Here is a 19,193-nt window from a genome sequence, read left to right on the forward strand (position 1 = left end):
CATGCAACTCCGGCGAAACCACCAACGGCACCACACCCCCCACATGCCCCGCCCGCGCCGGCCGAGGACGATCCGTCGCCAACGCCAACTCCACCGGCGCACCCGCCAACCGCGCACGCCAATAAGCGAGCTGGTCATTCAGCACCTCGCCGAGCTGATCTCGTTGCCACAGGGCGTAGTCCGCGTACTGGACGGGCAGTGGCTTCCAGGCCGGCGGCCGACCGGCCAGCCGGGCCTCGTACGCGAAGGCCAGATCACCCCACAACGGCCCCATGGAGGCACCGTCACCGGCGATGTGGTGCAGGACCACGACCAGCACCCACTCGTCGTCGGTCGCGAGCACGGTCATCCGCAGCGGCAGGTCCACGGCGAGGTCGAACGGGTACGCCACCTCCTCGGCCACCGCTGCCCGCAGGCCGCTCCCGGGCACCCGTCGTACGGTGACGGCGGGTTCGGGGTCGTCGAGGATCAGCTGGTACGGCTGCCCGCCGGTCGTGCCGATCCGGGTCCGCAGGATCTCGTGCCGGGCCAGCAGGTCCCCGGCCGCGGCCCGGAGCGCGCCGACGTCGAGCGGGCCGGTCAGGCGTACCGCCAGCGGGATGTTGTAGGTCGGGGAGGGCCCCTCCAGCCGTCCGAGGAACCACAGCCGCTGCTGGGCGTACGACAGGGGAATCAAGCCGGGCCGGGATCGTGTGCCGATCGCCGGGCGGGCCGGGCCCGACGCGCCGAGACGGCCGGCGAGGAGGGCGACGGTGGGCGCGTCGAACACGTCGCGCAGGCTCACCTCGGTGCCGAGAGCGGTGCGGATCCGGGCCACCAGGCGGGTGGCGAGCAGCGAGTGGCCGCCGAGGTCGAAGAAGCTGTCGTCGACGCCGACCGCGTCGCGGCCGAGCACCTCGGCGAACACCGCGCCCAGCAGTTCCTCGCGCAGATCGCGGGGACCGCGGGTGACCGTGGTGTGGTCGGGCGGCGGGGGCAGCGCCCGCCGGTCCAGTTTGCCGTTGACGGTCAGCGGCAGCGCGTCCATGACCACGACGGCCGATGGCACCAGGTGCTCCGGCAGGCGGGCGGCCGCGTACTCCCGCAGGGCCGGCCCGTCGCCGCCCACCACGTAGGCGACCAGCCGCTGGTCGCCGGGGGTGTCCTCACGGACCACGACCGCGGCCCGGGTGACCGAGTCGTGCCCGGCCAGCAGGGCCTGGACCTCGCCCGGCTCGACCCGGAAGCCGCGGATCTTCACCTGGTCGTCGGCGCGGCCCAGGAACAGCAGCACGCCGTCGTGGCGCCACCGGACGACGTCACCCGTGCGGTACAGCCGGCCGGGGCCGTACGGGTCGGCCACGAAGCGGTGCCCGGTCAGCGCCGGCCGGCCCAAGTAGCCGCGGGCGACTCCGGCACCGGCGATGTACAGCTCGCCCGCGACGCCCGGGGGCACCGGGCGGAGCCGGTCGTCCAGCACGTACACCCGGGTGCCGGCGATCGGGACGCCGATCGGGACCATGTCGCCGTCGGTGTCCGGGCCGCTCTCCCGGTGCGTGGACAGCACCGTGGTCTCGGTCGGTCCGTACTGGTTCTGGACCGGGACGCCGAACACCGCGTACGCCGCGTCGCGTTCGGCCGTCTGCAGCGCCTCGCCGATGCAGAAGACCCATCGGGGACCGCGGCAGGTCAGCCCGGCCGCGGTCACCGCCTGGAGGAAGGCGGACAGCATCGACGGCACGAACTGCAGCACCGAGACCCGCTCGCGGACGATGAGTTCGGCGAGGTAGAGCGGATCACGGTGCCCGTCCGGCTCCGCCACCACCGTCGTCGCGCCGTGCAGCAGCGGCCAGAACAGCTCCCACAGCGACACGTCGAAGACCGCCGGGGTCTTCAGCAGGACCCGGTCGGCCGGGGTGAGGCCGTACCGGTGCTGCATCCAGGTGAGCAGGTTCGCCAGGTTGGCATGAGTCACGACGACACCCTTGGGCGTGCCGGTCGAGCCGGAGGTGTACATGACGTACGCCGCGTTCCGGCCGGTCGCCCGCGCCGGTAGCGGGCCGGCGGGCGCGTCCGGCACGTCGTCGGCGAGCAGTACGGGGCGCCCGCCCACGTCGGTGCCGGCCGACCACTTGTCGAGCACCACGCATGCGGCGTCGGCGTCGTCGAGCACGAAGCGCACCCGCGAGGGCGGGTAGTCCGGGTCCACCGGGACGTAGGCGCCGCCGGTCTTCAGCACGGCCAGCAGGACGGCGACGAGGTCGGTGGACCGTCGCATCAGGACGGCCACCCGTGACTCCGGGCCGATCCCGGTGGCGGCCAGCAGGCCGGCGAGCCGGTCGGACCGGGAGTCCAGCTCGGCGTACGAGAGCGAACCGGCCGCCGACACCAGCGCCGGGGCCTGTGGCGTGCGGGCGGCCTGCGCAGCGAACAGCTCCGGAACGGTTGCCGGCGGCCCGGCCGTGGCGGTGTCGTTCCAGGCCACCGTGATCCGCCGATGTTCGGCCGAAGAAAGGATCGGCAGGGCATCGACCCGTACGGCCGGGTCGGCGGCCACCGCGGCCAGGATCCGCAGCAGCCGGTCGGCCAGGCCCGTCGCGGTGCCGGCGTCGAACAGGTCGGCCGCGTAGACCACGCCGCCGGTGATCCCGGCGGGCTCGCCGTCGGCGGTGAACCGTTCGACGAGGGAGAAGTCGAGGTCGAACTTGGCGACGGCCGGCCCACCGGTGACCGCCTCGACCTCGACGCCACTCAGCCGGGGCACATCCGCACCGGCCCGCTGCACGGTCAGCATCACCTGGAACAGCGGGTGCCGGCCGAGCGAGCGGTGCGGTGCCAGCTCCTCCACCAGCCGCTCGAACGGCACGTCCTGGTGGGCCAGCGCGACCAGGCCCGCTTCCCGGGTCCGGGCCACCACCTCGGCGAAGGACGCGTCGCCGGGGACGTCCGTCCGCAGCACGAGCGTGTTGACGAACAGGCCGATCAGGTCGTTCAGGGCCTCGTCGGTGCGGCCGGCCACCGCCGTGCCGATCACCACGTCACGCCCCGCGCCGAGCCGCGACAGCAGCGCCGCCACCGCCGCGTGCAGCACCATGAACAGGGTCACCTGACGATCGCGGGCGAGATCACGCAGCCGGGTGTGCAGCTCCGCCGGCACGGTCAGGCCGGCCACGCCACCCCGGTACGAGGCGGCGGGCGGTCGCGGGCGGTCGAACGGCAGTGCCAGCTCCGGCGGCGCGCCGGTAAGGGTCCGCCGCCAGAAGTCCATTTGGGTGTCGCCGACGTCGCCCAGCAGCGCGCGCTGCCAGAGCACGTAGTCGGCGTACTGGACCGGTAGCGGTCGCCAACGCGGCTCCTGGCCGGCCACCCGGGCCGCGTAGGCGACGGACAGGTCGCGCCACAGCGGGCCGACCGACCATCCGTCGGCCGCGATGTGGTGCACGACGATCGTCAGCACCCAGCGGTCGGCGGCCTCGGCGACCAGCGACGCCCGGATCGGGCGGTCCACGGACAGGTCGAAATGCCGAGCCTGCGATTCGGGGGCCGGGGCCAGCACTTCGGCGGGCTCGAGCACCTCGGCGTACGGCTCACCGTCACCCGGCACCGACCGAGTACGCAGGCTCTCGTGCCGGGTCACCAGGTCACGCAGGGCGGCCCGCAGCGCCGGTACGTCGAGGGCGCCGGTCAGCCGCAGTACGAGCTCGATGTCGTAGACGGCGTTCGGCCCGTGCAGCTGGCTGAGGAACCAGAGCCGCTGCTGCGCGTACGACAACGGCATCGGCTCCGGGCGTACGACCACGGTGACCCCGTCCCGCGCGGGACCGGCGCTGTCCAGGCGCGCGGCGAGGCCGGCCACCGTCGGGTCGGCGAAGACGTCCCGGAGCCCGATCTCGGCGCCGAGCGCCGTCCGGATCCGGGCGATGAGGCGGGTGGCCAGCAGCGAGTGGCCGCCGAGGTCGAAGAAGCTGTCGTCGATGCCGACCGGCCCGATACCGAGGACGTCGGCGTAGACCGCGCAGAGAATCTCCTCGCGGACGGTGCGCGGCCCGCGCCAGGTGCCGATGGTGCCGGTGTAGCGCGGTGCGGGCAACGCGCGGCGGTCGAGCTTTCCGTTGACCGTCACCGGCAGCGCGTCGAGAGCGACGAAGGCCGAGGGCACGAGATGGCCCGGCAGCCGCCGGCTCACCGCGGCCCGCAAGTGGGACACATCGCCATCGCCGGCCACGACGTACGCGACCAGCCGCCGGCCACCCGGGGTGTCCTCGCGGGCCACGACCGCCACCTGGGCGACTCCCGGCTCGGCGGCGATGACCGACTCGATCTCGCCCGGCTCGATCCGGTGGCCGCGGATCTTCACCTGCTCGTCGGCACGGCCCAGATAGTGCAGGACGCCCGTCCGGCTCCGGCGGACCATGTCGCCGGTGCGGTACAGCCGGCCGCCCGGAGTCGCGGGATCGGCGACGAACCGATGCGCGGTCAGCGCCGCCCGGCCGTGGTAGCCGCGGGCGACCGCGCTGCCGGACACATACAACTCGCCCGGCACCCCGATCGGCACCGGCCGCAGCGACTCGTCCAGCACGGACGCCCGCGCGTGCGGCAGCGGCCGGCCGATCGGGACGAGCGCCCCGTCCGTCTCCGGATCGCACTGCCACACCGTGGTCAGGACGGTCGCCTCGGTCGGACCGTACTGGTTGTGCACGGGCACGCCGAACAACGCCTGGGCCGTATCCCGCAACGACGCCGGCAGCGCCTCGCCCGCGCAGCAGAGCAGCCGTACGCCGGGCACCAGCCGTCCCTCGTCGGCGAAGGCGGCCAGCATCGACGGCACGAACTGCAGCACCGAGACCCGCTCGCGCGCGATCAGGTCGGCCAGGTACGCGGGGTCACGGTGGCCACCGGGCTCGGCGACCACCACGGTCGCGCCCTCGGTCAGGGGCCAGAAGACCTCCCACACCGACACGTCGAACACCAGCGGCGACTTCAGCAGCACCCGGTCGGCCGGGCTCAGCGCGTACCGGTGCTGCAGCGAGGCGAGCAGGCCGGACAGGCTCGCGTGCGGCACCACCACCCCCTTGGGCGTGCCGGTCGAGCCCGAGGTGTACATGACGTACGCCGCGTTCTGCGGGCGGGCGAGCGGCGGCAGCGGGCGGGGATCCGTACCGGGCTCGTCGGCGCGCAGCACCAGGTGGCCGGTCAGCCGCGACTGGGTGCGGGCGTCGGCCAGCACCATCCGCACCCCGGCGTCAGCGAGCAGCCAGTCAATGCGCTCGGCCGGATAGCCGGGATCCACCGGCACGTATGCCGCGCCGGCCTTCAGCACCGCCAGCAGCGCCACCACGGCCTCCGCCGAGCGGTCCATCAGCACCGCGACCCGGGTCTCCGGTCCGGCGCCGTGCTCGGCCAGCCGCCGTGCCAGGTGGTTCGACCGGCCGTCCAGCTCCCGGTAGGACATCCGCGCGCCGCCGGCGACGAGCGCCACCTCGTCCGACGGCGCGCGGGCGGCGAACAGCTCGGGCACCGTGGCCGCCGGCAGCGAGATCTCCGGGGTGTTCCACACGGCCATCAGGTGCCGCTCGGCCGGCTCGGTGACCTCCAGCCGGGTCACCCGCACCGACGGGTCGGCCGTCACCTGCTCCAGCACCCGGACGAGCCGGCGGGCCAGGGCCTCGGCGGTGGCCCGGTCGAACAGGTCGGCCGAGTACAGGACACCGGCGTCCAGCCCGGCCGGTTCGCCGTCCGGGGTGAACGTCTCCGCGAAGGACAGCTGCAGGTCGAACTTCGCCGTCTCCACCTCGGGCGGTACGGGCCGTACGGTCAGGCCCGCGAGGCCGAACTCGGGGGCCAGAGCGCTCTGCGTCGTCAGCATCACCTGGAACACCGGGTGCCGGCTCATCGACCGGTCCGGCGCCAGCTGCTCGACCAGCCGCTCGAACGGCACGTCCTGGTGGTCGAAGGCGTCCATGGCGGTCGCGCGTACCCGTTGCAGCACCTCGGCGAAGTCCGGATCGCCGGTCAGGTCGGTGCGCAGGACCAGGGTGTTGACGAAGAACCCGACGAGGTCGTCCAGGGACTCGTCGGTGCGGCCGGCCACCGGACTGCCGAGCACGATGTCGTCTCCCGAGCCCAGCCGTGACAACAGCGCGGCCACGGCGGCGTGCAGGACCATGAAAACCGTCATCCCGTATGTACGGGCCAGCCGGGTCAATCGGGCGTGGACCTCGGCGGGCACCGTCGTGGTGACGACGCCGCCGCGGTAGCCGGGCTCCGGCGGGCGTTGCCGGTCGACCGGTAGCGCCAGTTCGGGAGGGGCGCCGTCCAGCGCCGCCCGCCAGTACTCCACCTGCTCGGTGAGCAGCTCGCTCGGTTCGTCCGCGGACCCGAGCAGTTCCCGCTGCCACAGGGTGTAGTCGGCGTACTGGACCGGCAGCGGAGTCCATTGCGGTGCACGGCCGTTCAGCCGGGCCTCGTACGCCGAGGCCAGGTCCCGCCAGAGCGGGCCCATCGACCACTCGTCGGCGGCCACGTGGTGCACGACCAGCAGCAGTTCCCAGCGCCTGGGACCGAGCGCGAACACGGTCGCCCGCAACGGCAGGTCCGTTGCCAGGTCGAAGGGGCGCAGCCGGGCCTCGGTGACGGCCTCGGGCAGCTCGTCCTCGCCGGCCTCGACGACGTCCAGCACCGGCGCGGCCTGCGCCGCCTCGACGATCAGCTGGTACGGCTGCCCGTCGACGGCCGGCAGCAGCGTCCGCAGGCTCTCGTGCCGGGCGGTCAGGTCGCCCAGGGCCGCCCGCAGCGCGCCGAGGTCCAGCGGCCCGGTCAGCCGGACCTGGACGGGGATGGTGTAGGTCTCCCCCGGACCCCCGAACCGGTCGAGGAACCACAGACGCTGCTGGGCGAACGATGCGGGAATCACAGGAACAGCCCTCTTCTCACAGCGGCCGGTGTACCCGCGAGCCCGGGAACCGGGTGCCGCGGGACCGCCAGAGGTCGGTGATCGCGTAGCAGCGGCGCAGCCAGCGGTCGGCGCCGTCGTAGCCGGGCCGGAAGGCCGTCCTCCCGTGCACGGCCTGGCGGTTGTCGACGATCAGGAGGTCGCCGGGCCGCAGGGCGACGGCGAGCAGGCTGCGGGTCATGAGGGCGGCCAGCTCCCGCAGCGCCTCGTCGCCCTCGGCGGTCAGCCCGGCCATGGCGTGCAGGTCGAGGCAGACCTCGGGATCGACGGCGGCGCCGGAGAGCACCGGCAACGGCGCCGACCAGCGTGCCGGTCCCCCGCCGGTGAACGAGGACGAGAGCCGGATCCGGAACTGCGGCTCGCGCAGGGCGGCCCGGCACCGCTCGCTCAGGCCGGGCAGCACCCGCGCCACCGCGCCGACCACCGTACGGGCCTCGTCGCGGGGGTCGCCGCGCAGGCAGTACAGGCTCATGAAGTCGGGCTTGCTCGGGTGGAAGCCGTCCTCGGTGTGCAGTTCCAGCAGGGTGCTGCCGGTGTTCTCCTGGCGGGTCTCGGCGCCGGGCACCGGGCAGACGTCCTGGATCAGCCGGCCGTCCTTCTCGTCGGCGTAGGCGACGACGCCGCCGAGCACGCTCATGACCATCAGCTGGGTGACCGAGCTGACGAACAGGTCGCTCACCGGGCCTCGGTAGGAGCCGTCGGCCGGGGTCGGGGGCAGCGCCGGATCCAGCGGCAGGCCGCGCAGCACCAGGCCGCCGGAGGAGCTGCCGGCGAGCCGGAAGCCGACGAGCCGCTCCAGCAGCCGGTGGCTCATCCGCCGGGCCGAGCTCTCGACCGCGGTGAGGAACGCGGCGTCGTCGAAGCGCCGGTCCGGCTCGGCGGTCAGCTGCGCGGGGTGGCCGACGGCCAGCTCGGCGGCGAGCCGCCGGATCGTGGCCGCGTCCTCGTCCCGTACGGCGACGAGGTCCGGATGGCCGCCGGCCGGAAGGTCCTCGGCCGCGAAGGTGGCCGTCGTCTCGGTGCCGTCCACAGCGCTCCTCGCCTACCTGAGAGGGAACCGGCTTGCAGTGTCCGGGGGTGCGGGCCGTCCGGGCATCGGGACTATCCGTCGTTACGCGCCCCGTCGTTACGCGCGGCCGACGCGAAGACCCCGGAAATCGGGCCCGGCCGGGGTTTTCCGCCGTTACACCGAGGGCCGGCCGCAAACCTTGACTCGGATTGTCCGGCGGTGCTTGCATGACGTCGGCCCGGCCGCGCGCGCCCAATGAGCACTTTTCTTTCAAGGAGGTAGCGACGTGCGAACCGAAACCGCGGTCCTGGTGATCGGCGGCGGCCCGGCCGGCTCGATGGCCGCGTCCCTGCTGGCCCGCGAGGGGGTCGACGTGACGGTCGTCGAGAAGGAACGGTTCCCACGATTCCACATCGGTGAATCCCTGATCACTTCGGCGATTCCGTTGCTCGATTTCGTGGGCGCGCTGCCGAAAGTGGAGGAGCACGGTTTCCTCAAGAAATACGACGGCTTTTTCCGGGTCAAACGCGCGCAGGATCCGGGGCATGTCGATTTCCGGCAGCGCAGCCGCTACAAGCACAGTTATCAGGTGGACCGCGCCGAGTTCGACCACATCATGCTGCGGCACGCCGCCGACTGCGGCGCCCACGTGTACGAGGAGACCGCCGCCACCGCGATCGGGTTCGACGACGGTCGGCCGGCGCGCGCCGAGCTGCGGTTGCCGGACGGGTCCACGCACACGATCGGCTTCGACCATCTGGTCGACGCCAGCGGTCAGAGCGGGCTGATGTCCTCGCGGTATCTGAAGAACCGCCGGGCCGAGGAGGCGTTCGCCAACGTCGCGGTCGGCAGCTACTTCCGCGGCGCCACGCCGTACCGGGACAAGGACGGGGTGGAGCGCGTCGGCGCCTTCTTCATGGAGGCGCTCACCGACGGGACCGGCTGGACGTGGGCGATCCCCCTGGCCGACGGCCGGCTCAGCGTCGGCGTCGTGATGCACCGCGAGGCGTTCCTGCGGTTGAGGGAGGACGACAGCTCGCCGGAGGCGGTCTTCGAGCGGGCGCTGGCCTGCTCCCCGGACATCACCGCGATGGTGCGCGACGGCGAGCGGGTGGACAAGGTCCGCGTCTGGCGCGACTACTCGTACTTCGCCGACAGCTACGCGGGTCCCGGGTACCGGCTGATCGGGGACGCCGCCGGGTTCATCGACCCGCTCTTCTCCACCGGCGTGCACATGGCCTTCCTGGGCGCGTTGAGTGCCTCGGCGACCATCTGCGCCGAGATCAAGGGTGAGCTGAGCGCGGACGAGCTGGAACGGTTCCACCACCGGTGCCTGTCGAAGGCCTACACCCGGCTGATCATCACGGTCGCCGGTTTCTACCGGCAGCTGCACGACCAGGAGAACATCGTGCTGCCCGGCGTGACCAGCGAGAACTTCCAGCTCGCCTTCGACCTCATCCAGCCGGTGGTGTCCGGCAACGTCGACCTCAACTCCTCGGAGATCGATCGGGAGCTGCTCGACAAGGCGATGCGCTACACCACCGACATCGCGCTCGAACTGCACGGCCTGCCGGGCAGCGACGACATCGTGCGGCTGGAGCACGACGCCGAGGACCGCCAGAAGCGCGGCAGCAATCACTTCGCCGTCGTCGACGGCCTGCGGATCCGGATGGAGCGCGGCAGCCTGGGCGTCGGCCGCAGCGGCCTGACCGAGCCGGCCGCCAGCCCGGCGTAACGACGGCGTTCGCCGATGAGCGGGGCGCGGCCGGGCGGCAACGTTCACCCTGCTCGACCGGACCAGCGAGGAAGGCAGCCCGCATCATGCCGATGATTGGGACCAACGGGATCCAGCTCAGCTATCAGCGCGCGGGCAGTGGTGATCCCGTGCTGTTCATCATGGGCTCGGGCGCGAGCGGCCGGATGTGGACGATGCACCAGACGCCGGCGCTGGTTCGGCTCGGCTACGAATGCATCACCTTCGACAACCGGGGCATCGCGCCCTCCGACACGCCGCCCGGCCGGTACCGCCTGGACGACCTGCTGGCCGACACCAAGGGCCTGATCGACGGCCTCGGCCTCGGGCGCTGCCACCTGGTCGGCATGTCGCTGGGCGCCCTGGTCGCCCAGGAACTGGCCCTGCACCACCCCGAGACGGTACGCAGCGCCGTCCTGATCGCCACCCGCGGACGCGCCGACGTGATGCGCGCGGCCCTGCGCCGGGCCGAACGCGCGCTGGCCGAGAGCGACGTGCGGCTGCCGCCGGAGTACGAGGCCGTCGTGGACGTCTGCCAGATGCTGTCGCCGGCCACGCTGAACGACGACGACGCCATGTCGACCTGGCTCGACGTGTTCGAGCTGGCCGGCGACCGGGAGAAGCGGGCCGCCGGCCAGGCCTGGGTCGACCTGGAATCCGACCGGCGCGCGCTGCTGCGCACGGTCACGGTGCCGTGCCGGGTGATCGCGTTCACCGACGACCTGATGACGCCGCCGCACCTGGGCGCCGAGGTCGCCGAGGCCATCCCGGACTGCGACTACGCCGAGGTGGCCGGGGCCGGCCACCTCGGCATCCTGGAGCGCCCGGCCGAGGTCAACGAGCTGATCTCGGCGTTCCTGGAGAAGCACTGACCGAGCGAGAAGCACTAACCGAGTTGGGTCGCGAACTGTTTGCGGTACAGCTCGGCGTAGCGGCCGTTCGCGGCCAGCAGCTCGTCGTGGGTGCCGCGCTCGTGGATTTCGCCCTTGTCCACGTAGAGGATCTGGTCGGCCTCGCGGATCGTCGACAACCGGTGGGCGATGACCAGCGATGTCCGGCCGGTCAGCGCGGTCCGAAGGGCCTGCTGGACGGCGGCCTCCGAGGCGGAGTCCAGGTGCGCCGTGGCCTCGTCGAGCACCACCACCGGCGGAGCCTTGAGCAGCAGCCGGGCGAGCGCGATGCGCTGCTTCTCGCCACCCGAGAGCCGGTGACCCCGGTCGCCCACCACGGTGTCGAGCCCCTGCGGGAGTGCCTCGACGGTCTCCCAGATCCGGGCCGCCGTGCAGGCCTCGACGATCTCCCGCTCGGAGGCGCCGGGGCGCGCGTAGAGCAGGTTCGCGCGGATCGTGTCGTGGAACAGGTGCGCGTCCTGGCTGACCACGCCGACCACGTCCTGGACCGCCTGCAGCCGCAGCTCGCGCAGGTCGACGCCGGCGATCCGGACGGCGCCGCCGAGCGGGTCGTAGAGGCGGGGCACCAGGGTGGTGATGGTGGTCTTGCCCGCGCCGGACGGCCCGACCAGCGCGGTCATCCGCCCGGCGGGGGCGACGAAGGTGATGCCGTTGAGGATCGGCCCGCCCCGTTCGTCCCGCCCGGAGCCGCCGGGCGGGGCCATGACCTCCAGCGACGCGACCGAGGACTCCCGCGCGCTCGGATAGCCGAAGACGACGTCGTCGAACTCGATGTCGAGCCCGCCCCGCGCGGCTGGCAGCGGGGCGGGGAAATCGCGGGCGTCCGGGCGCTCGACGACCAGCGGCCGCAGGTCGAGCAGCTCGAAGATCCGGTCAAAGCTGACCAGGGCGGTCATGAAGTGGACCTGGATGTTGGACAGGCCGTTGGCCGGGGCGAACAGCCGCAGCAGCAGGGTGCCCATCGCGACCAGGCCGCCGAGCTCGAGCCCGCCGTCGATGACGAGGTAGCCGCCGACGCCGTAGACCAGGGCGGTGGCGGCGCCGATGACCAGCGCGCCGACGCAGGCCAGTGCCCGCCCGTACACCTGGATGGTGGTGTAGATGTCGCGGACCCCGCCGGCGCGTGCGGCGAAGGCGACCGACTCCTCCCGGGGCCGGCCATAGAGCTTGGACAGCATCGCCCCGGCGACGTTGAACCGCTCGTTGAGCATCGCGCCGAGGTCTGCGTCGCGCTGCATGCCCTGCCGCACGAGTGTCTGCATCCGCCGGCCGAACAGCCGGCCCGGCAGCATCGTCAGCGGCACGACCAGCAGCGCCAGCAGGGTGATCTGCCACGACAGCAGGAACATCGTCACCAGGGTGAAGATCAGGGTGAGCGACAGCGAGACGGTCTCCGACAGCAGCAGGGTGACGGCCTGCTGGGCGCCGATGACGTCGGTGTTCAGGCGGCTGACCAGGGATCCGGTCTGCGCGTGGGTGAAGAACGCGAGCGGCTGCCGGCGGACGTGGTCGAACACCTCGATCCGCAGGTCGCAGACCAGTCCCTGACCGACCCGGCCGGACGAGCGGGCCGTCACCAGGCTCATCGCCGCGTCCGCCGCCGCCAGGCCGAACACACCCAGCGCCGCCCACACGACCACCGAGAGATGCCGAGGCAGCACTCCCCGGTCGATGATCACCATGAGCAGCAGCGGGCTCAGCGCCGTGATCGCCGCGCTCACGGCCGTGCTGAGGCTCAGGACCACCAGCGACCCGCGATAGGGGCGCAGGTAGGGCAGGACGCGCCGGAACGTGCCGGGCCGTACCCGCTGCGGGGGCCCGCCCGGTCCGGGGCCGGCCAGGTGCACGGGCGCCGGGCCACCAACCATCACCATGTCAGACCGACCTTCCGTGCGCGGGGACGAACGTGGCTTTGAGCTCGCTCAGGCCGTGCAGGAACGTGGAGGCCTGGCGGCGCACCGGGCCGGTCACCTCGATCCGCTCCACGTACCGCAGCATCGCCCGCAACCAGCAGCGCAGCTCCATCCGGGCCAGCACCGCGCCGATGCAGTAGTGCGGTCCCGCGCCGAAGCTCAGGTGCGAGGCGCCCTGGCGGTCCAGCGACAGCGTCCGCGGGTCGTCGAAGACGCTCTCGTCCCAGTTGCACGACGGCAGCCAGACCACGACGCGGTCGTGCGCGCGGATCGTCGCGCCGCCGAGCTCGGTGTCCGCTGTGGCGGTCCGCATGATGTGCATCGGGGGCGAGGTCACCCGCAGGATCTCGTCGATCGCCCCGTCGATCAGCCGCTGCTCGGCCGCCAGTCGGCGCCACGCGCGGGGGTCGCGGGCGAAGGCGAGGACGGCCCCGGTGACGGCGTGCGGCGTGGTCTCGAGCCCGCCGTTCATCAGCCCGTTGCAGTTGAGCAGGATCTCGACGTCGTCGAGCCGCTTGCCCTCGCCGTCGGCGACCGCCAGCGAGCTGATGATGTCGCTGCCCGGAGCGGCCCGGCGGCGCTGGAGCAGCTGGTGGAAGTAGCCGAAGATCTGGGCGTGGGCCCCGGCCCGGCGCGCCGCCGCCGCCTCGCTCAGGTCGGTCTCGTCGAACGCGGCGCCGGTGAGGCCGGCCAGCTCGGCCCGGTCCGGCCCGGGGATGTCCAGCATCTCGAACAGCACCCAGGTGGGTATCGTCTCGGCCAGCTCGGTGCGGACGTCGATCGGGGTGCCGCGCTCGACCAGCGTGCGCACCAGCTCGTCGACGTGTGCGGCGAGCCGGTCCTGCAGCGCCGCCACGGCCCGGCCGGTGAACCAGCCGGACAGCGCGGATCTGATCCGCCGGTGCGCGTCGCTGTCGGAGACCACGAGCATCCGGTTCGCGGCCGCGCCCACCCCGGCCTCGGCGGCGCCCAGGCGCATGCCCCGCGCCGAGGAGAACAACGCCGACTGCTTGGCGACGCGGGAGCCGAGCGCGTGGGTGGTGACCGACCAGAAGTCGCCGGCCCGCGCCGACCGGCTCCAGGCGATCGGATGGCTGCGGCGGGCCTGCTGCCACACCGCCGGGTAGTCGCATCCGGTGTAGAAGGCGGGGTCGGCGAGATCGATGTCCGGTCCCCCCGCCGTCCATTGCGGCTCACGGTCGTTCATCCGGCTCCCCCTAGGGCTTGGTCCCGACGACCAGCGCGTGCTCGTACGGCAGGCCGGGGAAGGTCTCGACGCCGACGCAACCGGCCTGGCGCAGCCAGCCGGCGAGCTCCCGGACCGGCCAGGCCATCCCCCGGCCGGTGGCCAGGATGTTGAGGTAGAGCGACAGCCGGGCCGCCAAGATGCCACCGCGCTCGTCGTCGTCGGCGCTGAAGCCGTAGATCGAGACCTTCCCGCCCGACGGCAGCACGTCCAGTGCCTTGGCCAGCAGCGTCATCCCCTGCTCGGCGGAGACGGTGTCCAGCACGTGGCTGAACAGCACGTGGTCGGCGCCGGCGGGGAACGGGTCGGTCAGCATGTCCGACGAGCAGAACTCCAGGCGCCCGGCCAGGTCGGCGGGCAGCTGGGTCTTGGCCATGTCAACCACGTTGGGCAGGTCCAGCAAGGTGGCGGTGAGATGGTCGTTCGCCGCGAGCAGGTGGGCGCAGTTGGTGCCCGCGCCACCGCCGACGTCGAGCAGGTGCCGGGTCGACGAGACGTCGAGGTTGCCGAGCAGGCCGGGCATCGTCTGCAGGGTGAACGCCGACATCGCGTTGTGGAAGATCTCGGCCAGCCCGGCGTCGTGGGCAAGGCGTTCGTACAGGGTGGGTTCCGAGCCCGTGTGCGCCTCGATACCGGTGTTGGTGCCGGCGGTCAGCGCCTCGGTCATCCGGTGGAAGGCCGGGTAGTACAGGGTCTTCCAGCTGAGCAGGATGTGCCGCCAGCTCTCCGGTCCCTCGGCCGCGAGCAGCCGCTCGGCGACCTCGTGGTTGGCGTAGCCGTCCCCGTGCCTCTCGACCAGCCCGGTGGCGCTCAGCCCGAGCAGCAGCACCCGCAGCTTGTGCGGCTCGACGCCGGTGACGGTGCCCAGCTCGGCGGCGGTCGCGCCGGGCTGCCGGGACAGCAGGTCGAACACGCCCAGCTCGACGCCGGTCGCGACGGCGTTGAACAGCGCCGGGCCGTTGACGATCAGCTGAAAACGGCGGTAGACCTCGTCGGACTGGCCACTGTGGTCCATCGGCACGTTCCCTTCGCGAAGCGGGCGTTCCCCGCGATGGACTATGGCAACGGGCGGCCCGATCGAGGATGAGCAATAGCCACCGTTACGAATGAACCTTTTCAACCCGGCGCCGGGCCGGAGACTCCGGCACCGCCGACCGGCGCCGGACCGTACGGTCCGGCGCCGGTGAAAAAGTTCCGTCCTCACCACTTCGCCAGGGCCGCCCAGACCAGGGCGAGCATGTCCGGCCGCTCCATCTCCTCGTGCCGGCAGGGCAGCTTGACCGTCCGTACGCCGCCGGCCGCGATCGTCCGCCAGATGGCAGGCGCCCGGTCGTGCTCGTCCTCGATGCTGTTGACGTAGAACAGCTCTCCGTCGTACGAGCGCGCCCGGTGCCGTTCCATGATGGCGAGGTTGTTCAGGCGTACCCGGTCGACGCTCGCGAACTCCTCGTCGGTCATGTCGGCGAAGATCCCCGCGCCGCGCATCTCGTCGGCGTCCGGGACCGGCGGGGGTGTCTCCCCCTCCGGAGCCGGCGCCAGCTGTTCGGCCTCGGGCGGTTCCGGGGCCGGCGGCACGGCTGCCATCACGGTGAGCGACCCGACGTCTTCCCCGGCCTCCCGCAGCTGGACCGCCATCTCCTGGGCGACCAGGCCGCCGAAGGACCAGCCGAGCAGGTGGTAGGGGCCGTTTGGCTGGACCGCGCGGATCGCCGCGACGTAGTCGGCCGCCATCGCGGTCACGGAGGTGGCGACGTCGCTCGTGCCGTCGATGCCCCGGGCCTGCAGGCTGTAGAGCGGGTATTCGGCCGGCATGCTGCGCAGCAGTCCCAGGTACTCCCAGCCGGTGCCGGTGCCGGCGTGCACGCAGAACAGCGGGGCCCGCTCGCCGTGCGGCCGGAACGGTAGCAGCACGCCGTCCCGCTCGCGCTGCCACGGCGAGAACTCCATCCGGGCGTGCAGCGCCGCGGGCGTGGGCGCCGCGAAGACCTCCCGCAGGCCGACGTCGACGCCGAGGACGGCCCGGATCCGGGCGACGAGGCGGGTGGCCAGCAGCGAGTGGCCGCCGAGGTCGAAGAAGCTGTCGTCGGGGCCGGCCGTCTCGCGGTCGAGCACCTCGGCGAAGAGCGCGCAGAGGATGTCCTGCCCGACGGTGTCCGCCGAGCGCCGCCCGTCGCCCGTGGCGTGCGCGGGATCGGGCAGCGCACGGCGGTCGACCTTGCCGTGCCGGGTCAGCGGCAGCTCGTCCAGGGTCACGAACGCCGACGGCACGAAGGCGGCGGGCAGCCGCTCGGCCAACAGCCCCCGCAGAGCCGACGTGTCAGCCCGCGCCGGCACGACGTACGCCACCAGGGTCTCGCCGCGGGCGACGACGACCGCATGCGTGACGCTCTCGTGCCCGGTCAGCACCGCCTCGATCTCGCCCGGCTCGATCCGGTAGCCGCGGACCTTGACCTGGTCGTCGGCCCGGCCGCCGAAGCGAAGCGTCCCGTCGCCGTTCCAGCACGCGAGGTCGCCCGTACGGTAGAGCCGGCCGCCCGGGGTGAACGGGTCGGCCACGAACCGCTCGCCGGTCCGGGTCGGCTGCCCCAGATAGCCCCGGGCGAGGCCGGCCCCGGTCAGGTACAGCTCGCCGCTCACCCCGGCGGGCACCGGCCGCAGCCGGTCGTCCAGGACGTAGGCGCGGGTGCCGTCCAGCGGCCGGCCCAGCGGCACCGACGCGCCCACCTGGCCGGCGGCGGTGAACGACTGCTGGGTGACGCACAACGTCATCTCGGTCGGCCCGTACGACACCTGCACGGTCAAGCCTGCGACGGCGGACAGCAGCCGGGACAACGCGCCCGCCGACACCACGTCGCCACCGGTCAGGACGTGCCGCACCCCGGCGAACGCGGTGGGGTCCTCCTCGGCGATCACCCGGAACAGCCCGGCGGTCAGGTGCACGTGGGTCAGCCCGTGGGCCGCGACCATGCGCCGCAGCCCGGCCGCGTCCGGCTCCGGCTGGTCGAGCAGGACCATCCGGCCGCCACGGCCCAGCGTCACCCAGATCTCGTAGACGGAGCCGTCGAACGAGTACGGCGCCTGGGTCAGCATCACCGAGGAGCCGTCCAGGTCCCAGCCGCTGTCGAGAATCAGCCGCACGACGTCGCGGTGGCTGATCCCGACCGGTTTGGGCACGCCCGTCGACCCGGACGTGTACATCACGTAGGCCAGCGCGTCCGGAGGCACCGTCACCGGCGGCGCGAGCGGGTCGCCGCCGCCGTCGCCGTCCGGCACCACGACCGTCGGGCCGTTCCCGTACCCGTCCACGGCGAACTCGGGGCCAGTGACCAGCAGGGTGGTGCCGGCCAGCACCATTTGCCGACGGGCCGCGGGCCAGCCCGGGTCGACCGGCACGTACGCCGCGCCGGCCTTCACCACGGCGAGCAGGGCCACGATCTGGTCCACGGAGCGCCCCAGCAGCACGCCCACCCGCGACTCCACGTCCGCTCCCCGGGCGATCAGGCGGCGGGCCAGCCGGTTCGCCCGGCCGTCGAGGTCCGCGTAGCTGAGCTCGATGTCACCGGCCACCAGGGCGACCGCGTCCGGGTTCTCCGCCACCCGGGCGGCGAACAGGGCCGGCAGCGTCGTCTCGGGCACCGGGCGCTCGGCGCCGTTCCAGCCGTGCAGCACCTGATCCCGGTCGGGCCCGGCGAACACGGGCACGGCGTCCAGCTCGGTGCCCGGCGCGCGTTCCAGGGCCTCCACCACGTTCTCGGTGGCGGTGCGCAGCAGGCGCGCGGTCAGGGCCGTGTCGATCGGCGCGACCGCCTGCACCATCACCGCGAACCCGCCGTCGGCGAACTCGTCCACCGCCGCGGTGATCGGGTAGGTGGTCCGTTCCCGGGCCTCCAGCTGCTCCGCGAACGGCCCGTCGGGGATCTCGCCGCCGGGCTCCACGTGCCGCTCGCCGCCGTACCGGTAATTGAGGACCGAGGTGAACAGCGGAGCGGGCGCGCTCACCCCGCTGGCCCGCTGCGCGAGCGCGAGCGAGGCGTGCTCGTGCACGAGCAGTTCGGAGAGCTGGGTACGCATGGACCGGGCGGCGTCGGCGACGGAGACGCCCGCGGTGTGCGCGTACACCGGCAGGGTGTTGATCATCAGGCCGGGTACGCGGTCGCCGCCGGTCCCGGCCTGCAGCCGTCCGAAGAGGACGGTGCCGAAGACGACGTCCGCACGTCCGGACAGCGCCGCCAGTGTCCGCGACCAGATGACGTGGAACAGCGTGGCCGGGGTGACACCCAGGCGGCGGCCCTGCTCGCGCAGCCGCTCGGACAGGCCGGGCGGGAGTTCCAGGTGCGTCTCGGCGACCTGCCCGCTGCGGGCGTCCAGGACGCCGTACGGCGCGGTCGGCTCCGTGACCCCGCCGAGCAGCCGACCGAAGTGGTCGGCGTGCTCGCGCGCGGAGACCGCCAGCCGCGCCTGCCCGACGTACTCACGGTAGGGCAACGGGGTCGGCAGCCGGTCCGTGCGTCCCTCGACGATCGCCTGGACCTCGCCGAGCAGCACGTCACCGGTGGTGTGGTCGAAGATGATGTGGTGGTTGCGCAGGACCAGCAACCACCGCTCGGTGCCCGGCTCGCTCCCGAGGAAGAAGTCGACCAGGGGCGCCCGGGTCAGGTCCATGGGCTCCTCGGCCGCGGCGAGCAGCCGCGCGACGGCCTCGTCGCCGGTGCCCGCGCCCGTGTCCACCTCGGTCACCACGAGGGTGGCGGCGCGCCGCACGACCTGGACCGGGTAGGGCAGGCCGTCGGCGTGGATCCCGGTGCGCAGGGTGTCGTGCCGCTCGATGACCCGCTGCCAGGCGGCCAGGAACTCGCCCGCCGCCGCCCGGGAGGCGAAGCGCAGCACCCGGCGCAGGACGTAGGGGTCCTGACCGTCCGCAGCGTCGAGCTGGTGGTGGAAGAGCATGCCCTCCTGCAGGGGGGCGAGGGGGTAGACGTCGGCGATGTTGGCCGCTCCCCCGGAGATGGCCGCGGCGACGGTGGCCAGTTGCCCGGTGGTCAGCCCGGACAGCGGCACCATCTCGGCGGTGATCTCGTGCGCCTCGTCCGGGATCAGGCACGGCGGGACCTCGACCGGATCCCGGCCTGCCACCACGGCCAGCCGGGCCGGCGTCGGCTCAGCGAACAACGTGCGGACATCGACCGAGACGCCCCGGACCCGCAACCGCTCGACCAGGGTCACCGCGAGCAGCGAGTGACCGCCGAGGTCGAAGAAGCTGTCCTCCACGCCGACCGTGTCGAGCCCGAGCACCTCGGCGAACACGGCGCACAGGATCTCCTCACGCACCGACTCCGGCCCACGGCCACGCCCGGCCGTGACCTCCGGATCCGGCAACGCCCGACGGTCGACCTTGCCGTTGCCGGTCAGGGGCAGCGCCTCCAGGGCCAC

8 protein-coding genes are annotated in these 19,193 nt (G+C 73.1%); 2 read left to right on the top strand and 6 right to left on the bottom strand.

All coding sequences use genetic code 11. The features are described from left to right. Both ITX44_RS40470 and ITX44_RS42910 read right to left on the bottom strand, forming a co-directional pair. A partial coding sequence (locus ITX44_RS40470; RefSeq protein WP_205365225.1) for a non-ribosomal peptide synthetase occupies positions 1 to 6,892 on the bottom strand: 6,892 nt, incomplete at its 3' end. A gap of 16 nt (positions 6,893 to 6,908) precedes the next feature. Beyond that, positions 6,909 to 7,961, bottom strand: a complete 1,053-nt coding sequence (locus tag ITX44_RS42910) for a TauD/TfdA family dioxygenase (RefSeq protein WP_205365227.1) — start codon at positions 7,959 to 7,961, stop codon at positions 6,909 to 6,911. Positions 7,962 to 8,226: 265 nt separating this feature from the next. Between ITX44_RS42910 and ITX44_RS40480 the strand changes: the two genes are divergently transcribed. Continuing rightward, positions 8,227 to 9,675, top strand: a complete 1,449-nt coding sequence (locus tag ITX44_RS40480; RefSeq protein ID WP_205365229.1) for an NAD(P)/FAD-dependent oxidoreductase — start codon at positions 8,227 to 8,229, stop codon at positions 9,673 to 9,675. Positions 9,676 to 9,761: 86 nt separating this feature from the next. After that, entirely contained in the window at positions 9,762 to 10,565 is an 804-nt protein-coding gene (locus ITX44_RS40485; RefSeq protein ID WP_205365231.1) for an alpha/beta fold hydrolase, read from the top strand. Positions 10,566 to 10,579: 14 nt separating this feature from the next. Here ITX44_RS40485 and ITX44_RS40490 read toward each other — a convergent pair whose 3' ends face one another. From ITX44_RS40490 to ITX44_RS40505, 4 genes are all read right to left on the bottom strand, one after another. Beyond that, on the bottom strand, positions 10,580 to 12,478 hold the full coding sequence (locus ITX44_RS40490) for an ABC transporter ATP-binding protein (RefSeq protein ID WP_205365233.1): 1,899 nt from the start codon (positions 12,476 to 12,478) through the stop codon (positions 10,580 to 10,582). A 1-nt stretch (position 12,479) separates the two neighbouring features. Next, entirely contained in the window at positions 12,480 to 13,724 is a 1,245-nt protein-coding gene (locus ITX44_RS40495; protein WP_205365235.1) for a cytochrome P450, read from the bottom strand. A 10-nt stretch (positions 13,725 to 13,734) separates the two neighbouring features. Beyond that, positions 13,735 to 14,778, bottom strand: coding sequence for a methyltransferase (locus tag ITX44_RS40500; RefSeq protein ID WP_205365237.1), 1,044 nt, complete (start codon positions 14,776 to 14,778; stop codon positions 13,735 to 13,737). Between the two features lie 185 nt (positions 14,779 to 14,963). After that, positions 14,964 to 19,091 carry a non-ribosomal peptide synthetase gene (locus ITX44_RS40505; protein WP_205365239.1) on the bottom strand — a complete coding sequence of 1,376 codons (4,128 nt, stop codon included), beginning with the start codon at positions 19,089 to 19,091 and terminating at the stop codon, positions 14,964 to 14,966. Between the last annotated feature and the right edge of the window lie 102 nt (positions 19,092 to 19,193).

This window comes from Actinacidiphila acididurans (genome assembly GCF_016918855.1).
GTDB lineage: Bacteria > Actinomycetota > Actinomycetes > Streptomycetales > Streptomycetaceae > Actinacidiphila > Actinacidiphila acididurans.